The sequence below is a fragment of the Treponema primitia ZAS-1 genome (assembly GCF_000297095.1).
In the GTDB taxonomy this organism is placed as follows: Bacteria; Spirochaetota; Spirochaetia; order Treponematales; family Breznakiellaceae; genus Termitinema; species Termitinema primitia_A.
Genome location: NZ_AEEA01000125.1, coordinates 1 through 749 on the forward strand (window position 1 = coordinate 1; position 749 = coordinate 749).

1 protein-coding gene is annotated in these 749 nt (G+C 54.2%); it reads right to left on the minus strand.

What is annotated here, in order from left to right; translation table 11 throughout:
- On the minus strand, positions 1-717 hold a 717-nt coding region (locus TPRIMZ1_RS19300; protein WP_198429946.1), incomplete at its 3' end, for a hypothetical protein.
- Positions 718-749 lie beyond the last annotated feature (32 nt).

Here is a 749-nt window from a genome sequence, read left to right on the forward strand (position 1 = left end):
GGCCGTTTCATGCACTATTCCTGTCGCCTTTACCGGGCTGGTCAGGCTGAACGCGGTAATCGCCTTGGCGTCAATCGCCGCCGCTGTTACGGTTACTGTGTAGATTCTGACAGAGCCGTCCGATGCGCTTACCGTATACGCTGCCGGACTTGCGTAACTTCGTGTCTCTGTCGGGTCAGGGCTAATAGAGGCGCCCGTATGGGTGACCGAAGCTGTTATGTTGGTAAGGTTCGTCCCATAGGGCACCGTCAGTGTGATGGTTCCGTTTGCATCATCTGTTTCGCTTATGTTTCCCGAAACTCCGGCAAGGGTGAATTCGGTAATTTCTTTAGCGGTGTGGGCGGCAATATAGGCGGCATAATCATCGCTTATATCCATGTGTATGGTAACCGAATTGGTTCCCGCCACAACCGTGTGGGTAATAGTCCCGGTCCCTGCCAGTATATTCCCCGGGTTAGTATAGGCCCTGGCTGTTATGGTCCAATCTCCCAGGCTGACCGAGAGGGTTACCCTGGTTGTCCCCGCCTGAGGTTTCTCCTGATGGAATTTCCCCCCGGGTCCTGAAAAATCAAACTCATAGCGGAATGATTTTGCCGTTTCATCGGAGATAGCCCGCGCTCTGCTCCCGGTGCTTATGGTCAGGTTCCCCGCAGGTTTATCCGGCACTACGGGCAGCTCGCAAGCCCCCAGGGCCAAAAAAAATGCAGCCAGTATCACTATTAAACCGGTCTTCTTCATCGCCTGTCTCC